The sequence below is a fragment of the Ureibacillus chungkukjangi genome (genome assembly GCF_003217295.1).
Classification (GTDB): domain Bacteria; phylum Bacillota; class Bacilli; order Bacillales_A; family Planococcaceae; genus Ureibacillus; species Ureibacillus chungkukjangi.
The window spans coordinates 1-4,275 of the sequence record NZ_QJTJ01000059.1 but is presented as its reverse complement, the minus strand read 5'-3'; the positions used below and the strand labels follow the sequence as shown (position 1 = coordinate 4,275).

Annotated in this window: 4 protein-coding genes and 1 pseudogene; all 5 read left to right on the top strand. The window is 33.9% G+C overall.

The window, feature by feature from the left end:
- Nucleotides 1-516 precede the first annotated feature (516 nt).
- Nucleotides 517-978 (top strand): hypothetical protein, encoded by a 462-nt coding sequence (locus BJ095_RS18610; protein ID WP_107937461.1) that lies wholly within the window; start codon nucleotides 517-519, stop codon nucleotides 976-978.
- Nucleotides 979-1,435: 457 nt separating this feature from the next.
- Nucleotides 1,436-2,176, top strand: coding sequence for a hypothetical protein (locus BJ095_RS18605; protein ID WP_107937463.1), 741 nt, complete (start codon nucleotides 1,436-1,438; stop codon nucleotides 2,174-2,176).
- Between the two features lie 156 nt (nucleotides 2,177-2,332).
- A complete protein-coding gene (locus tag BJ095_RS18600; protein ID WP_107937465.1) occupies nucleotides 2,333-2,728 on the top strand; it encodes a cyclic-phosphate processing receiver domain-containing protein in 396 nt (131 codons plus the stop codon).
- 53 nt (nucleotides 2,729-2,781) lie between these two features.
- Nucleotides 2,782-3,741, top strand: coding sequence for a HEPN domain-containing protein (locus BJ095_RS18595; RefSeq protein WP_107937467.1), 960 nt, complete (start codon nucleotides 2,782-2,784; stop codon nucleotides 3,739-3,741).
- Between the two features lie 244 nt (nucleotides 3,742-3,985).
- Nucleotides 3,986-4,123: pseudogene (locus BJ095_RS18590) on the top strand (TCP-1/cpn60 chaperonin family protein); the annotation flags it as partial.
- Nucleotides 4,124-4,275 lie beyond the last annotated feature (152 nt).

The window sequence follows — 4,275 nt, the reverse complement described above, 5'->3', positions numbered from 1 at the left end:
ATTTAAAAAAGCTGCCGCCTGCAAAATACAGACAGCAGCTTCAACAAGTTGCCTAGGCTCTTTTTCAAAATGTCCTTTACAAAGGGTACACTTTAAGATTTGGAGGCTTCTTTTTTAGTCAGTCAGCAATAATAAAATTCTCATTTTACTTATAGTTATGTGAAAGGTGTATCAGAGCTGTTTAAAAGCGATTAGGAACTTCACAGGAAATAAACATCAACTATAGGTTGGAAATGGTCAGAGTACTTTCTCTTGCTTCACAGAACTATAGTTAATAAGGGATAGCCATTGATATTCGCTTAGGTAGAAAGAGTAATCGCCTGCAGAGGACAAGGCTATGAAGCGTGAGAGCAGGAGACGAAAAAGTAAATAGGCATTGCTGGTAGGGGATTGACAAATTTCCTTTTTTTTCATTGACAATAACTATTGGTTGCTTTATTATTGGTTTAAATACCATTGGTTAAATTACCATTGGTTTGAACGCTAATGGTTGATAATGAGAAAGAGGTGTAGAGAATGGCACAAGTGTTTAAAGCCAAGAAAACAATTTTCGTACCTGCTACAGGAGGGCATCCAGAGAATACAGAGTATAGAGTAGCGTGGGGACAAGAACAATGGAGTAATCCAACAGACGTTACAAAAGTACAAATGGTATATAAAGGTGCAGTTGCTGGTATGTTAAGCCCTTCATTTCCAGATGGTACATTAGATTTGAAAGCGGTAAGAGTGGCTTTAGAATGGCTAGATGAAGTGGATGAGGATACGTATTATGTTTGTCTTTTAAAAGAGATAACGAATGTAGATTCTAATCTCATAGAGGCTTTAGAAGATGAAGTAGACAATTGGGTAGTCAATGTTTTTGAATCTAAAAGAAAGCCTCAAATGATATTGACCGATGTTTCTTTAGAAAAAGAACGAGAGGTAGAGAATGGACTAGTAGCATTTTTATTTAAAGTGAAAATTTTCAGTTCAAAATAGACTTGTAAAGTCATTCCTTTATATGGAGCAATTAATTTGCTTTAAACTAGGGCTAGGAGAGATTGTAGGCTATTTATAGCAGCGGCAGGGTAGGGGCGGTATTTTCCGATATTTCAATGAGCGTATTCTAAAAAAGGGTTATACCTCCTTCACCTACACTCCAAAGAAGTAATTAAAGCGCAGTATAAACTTAATGTTTATATTGTTTTTTTTATAAAATTAAATGGGAACTCTTATGAGGTAAAGTTGTTGAGGTCTTAGAACAGAGCGTAAGGTAGGGGGTGTTATACACCTTTTGCAGCTTCGGAATTATACCCGTCAAGCGACCAAGCCAAATAACACCAATTTAAATATAAATAAAAGTCTAGACGATATAAACTAGTTTTTTATATCATTTATACATTTTTAGGTAATTTGGTATAATGGAGTAAACTAATATAAGTATAGGGGGGACACTATGCAAGCTCAACTGTATCTATTTAAACAATTAAGAGAGAGATTGAAGAAACCCTATGATTACTACATAGATGTTTACCAAAAAAAGATAAAAGTAGTGTTTGAAACCTTAGAAGAAGAAGCTAATGATATAGCACAAAGTCATTATGAAAAGTTAGGACAGTACTTTGACCCTGATAGACATGATGAAGCTGATTTTGCAGATTCTGCGTTTGAAAAAGGCTTGGAATATTATGAAGCTGTTTCTTTAGTTAAGTATAATAATCAATTGATGTGGATTTCTACAATGTATCAGTTTTGGGAACAACAAGTAAGGAAGTTCTTATATGATGAAATTACACATTCTGGAGTAACTCTATTAAATGAGAAAGGCCAAGAAATTGATTTTAAAAACTATTGTACACGTGGTATAAAAGCTATTAAAGAAGAATTTGCAGATTTTGGACAAGACCTAGAGAAAATGAAGAGATGGTCAGATATAAATGAATTGAGATTATTAGCTAATGTTATTAAACATGGTGATGGTGGTTCTGCAACAGAATTAGAAAAGCTGAGACCTGACTTCTTTTTATCTGAAGTAACTGATAATAACTTATTGAAAGTTCATAGAACAGTGCTTAATGAGCAAGTATTGAACGTTAGTGACTCAGATTTCATTAAGTATAAGGAAGCGTTACAGAGTTTTTGGGAGCAACTTCCTGAAAGGCTTTACTGTGACTTTGAAGAAGTTGAGGTAGAATAAAATTCATCTTTTATCAGAGTAGTGAATAAACGTTTCAAAATACTATTGAGAGCTTTCAAAATCATTAATGAGCATTGTTGTTAGTCAATTTGATTCATTTAAATTAAGTGAAGGTTAAATAAGGTCAGGGAGTTATTTAAAACGTTTTAGAACAATATGAAGAAATCATATACATTGGAGGTGTTTCCTATCGTTAAACAGATAATAAATCTGTATGTAGATGATTTAAGAGATTGTCCGTATGGTTTCACTATCGCAAGAAATGTTGAAGAAGCAATACATTACCTTGAAGATTATAAGATACATATTCTCTCCTTAGACCATGACTTAGGAGAAGATGAAAATGGATATTTATTGCCTACTGGTTATGATTTGGTAAAGTATATTTGTGAAAAAGGATTGCGGGAAGATAAGATTTATATTCATACGGATAACGGCGTTGGAAGAGAAAACATGTTCAAAACGCTTAAGGCAGCCCAGAGGAGAGAATTTATAGATAATGATATTGAGATTTATCATTATTCGATTACTAAAAATAAATATTCTGGTTAAGGGTGTACAGCAAACTGTATCTAGGGATAGGTATGTTGGGAGGTTAGCATTAAATGAAGTATAGATTCATAACAACTTTTCATAATTTACGTTTAAAGTCTATAAAAAATAAAGGAAAAGAAATATTTGCTGGAGCAAGGATTTCTAATGGTGAGACTATTTTTTCAGAAACAGTTATGAATGAATTAACAATGGCGACAATGGGTGTACACTCTATTGAAGAATTTAAAGATTCTACATATTTTTATATTGATGGTGAATTTGTAGACATACAAACCCAAGAGGATATGGATAAAAAAGGAGTAGAATATACATTTTTATTTCTAAGACAGGCGCAGTTTTTTGTAGACAAGTTATGGGAAGTAAAGGATAACAATGTTTATGTTAGAGATGGTTTTTTAATCGCTTATTCAAATGAGTTTGACGATGGTTTTACTTATAAAGCGTCATTATCTGAAATCTTCAGTTTATCTTCAAATGAAAGACGAGAATCAGTCTTTTCTGATGAGGAGCTACAACAAGCTATCGAAAACTATAACCCGATTGATTTCGATTATTTTGATGGTAGAAGTTTTGGTGGTAAGTATCCACCCTCAGATTACTTTTTTAAAAGTAAGGGTTCTACTCGGATGCAAAGGGCAATGTATTTTGTAAAGGCAGCAAGAAGTAGTTCAATCTTGCCTATGAAGATAGTATCATACTGCACTGCCCTAGAATGTTTATTTACAATAGGAACTTCAGAAATTAATCATAAAATAGCTGAACGTGTAGCTCTTTTATTAGGTGGAACACCCAAAGAAAAAAAAGAAATATTCGGAATAATAAAAGAGGGCTATAAATATCGCTCTACTTTAGTACATGGTCAACACCTGAAAGTAACTGATGAACACTTGACTGTAATATCTGTTAATCTAGATAACTATTTGAGGGAATTTATTAAGAATAATACTGAAATATTTGAAAAAAACGATTTAGAAATGGAAGAGTATTTTTTAGGTAGGTTGTTTGAATAAGAGTATAAACTTTTTGTGAAAGGAGCCCCTAATTCCGAAAATCAGCTAAATGGCTTCTTAGTGGGTATCTGCTCCTGGCTAAAGCACGAAAAGTAAGGTTAAAACGATTGGATAATTAATAATATTCTATATTCCCAAATCGCAACTACTACTTTACAATAGAAAATGTAAAAACTTATTGGGAAGTGGTAGTTGCCCAATAATTGTGAACGGAAAATAAGTCTGAACGCTTGATAGGGCTGCGAAAGTTACTCGTTCAGCATTACAAAACGCTGCATCTGTAGCTGCTCTATTCTTAACAACAGAAGCAGTAGTAGCAGATATCCCAGAACCAAACGCTCCAGCAATGCCTGATATGGGCGGTATGGGCGGCATGATGTAGTTCTGCCATCATATTAAATGTCAAAAACCTCTCGATTTTTTTCGAGAGGTTTTTCTTGTGTGTGCCAGGCATGGCAACTATCTAGGTGGTGAAAGTCCACTGTGGGGGTACACATCGACCAACCACTAAGGAAGCGCAAGGTACTTATCGTG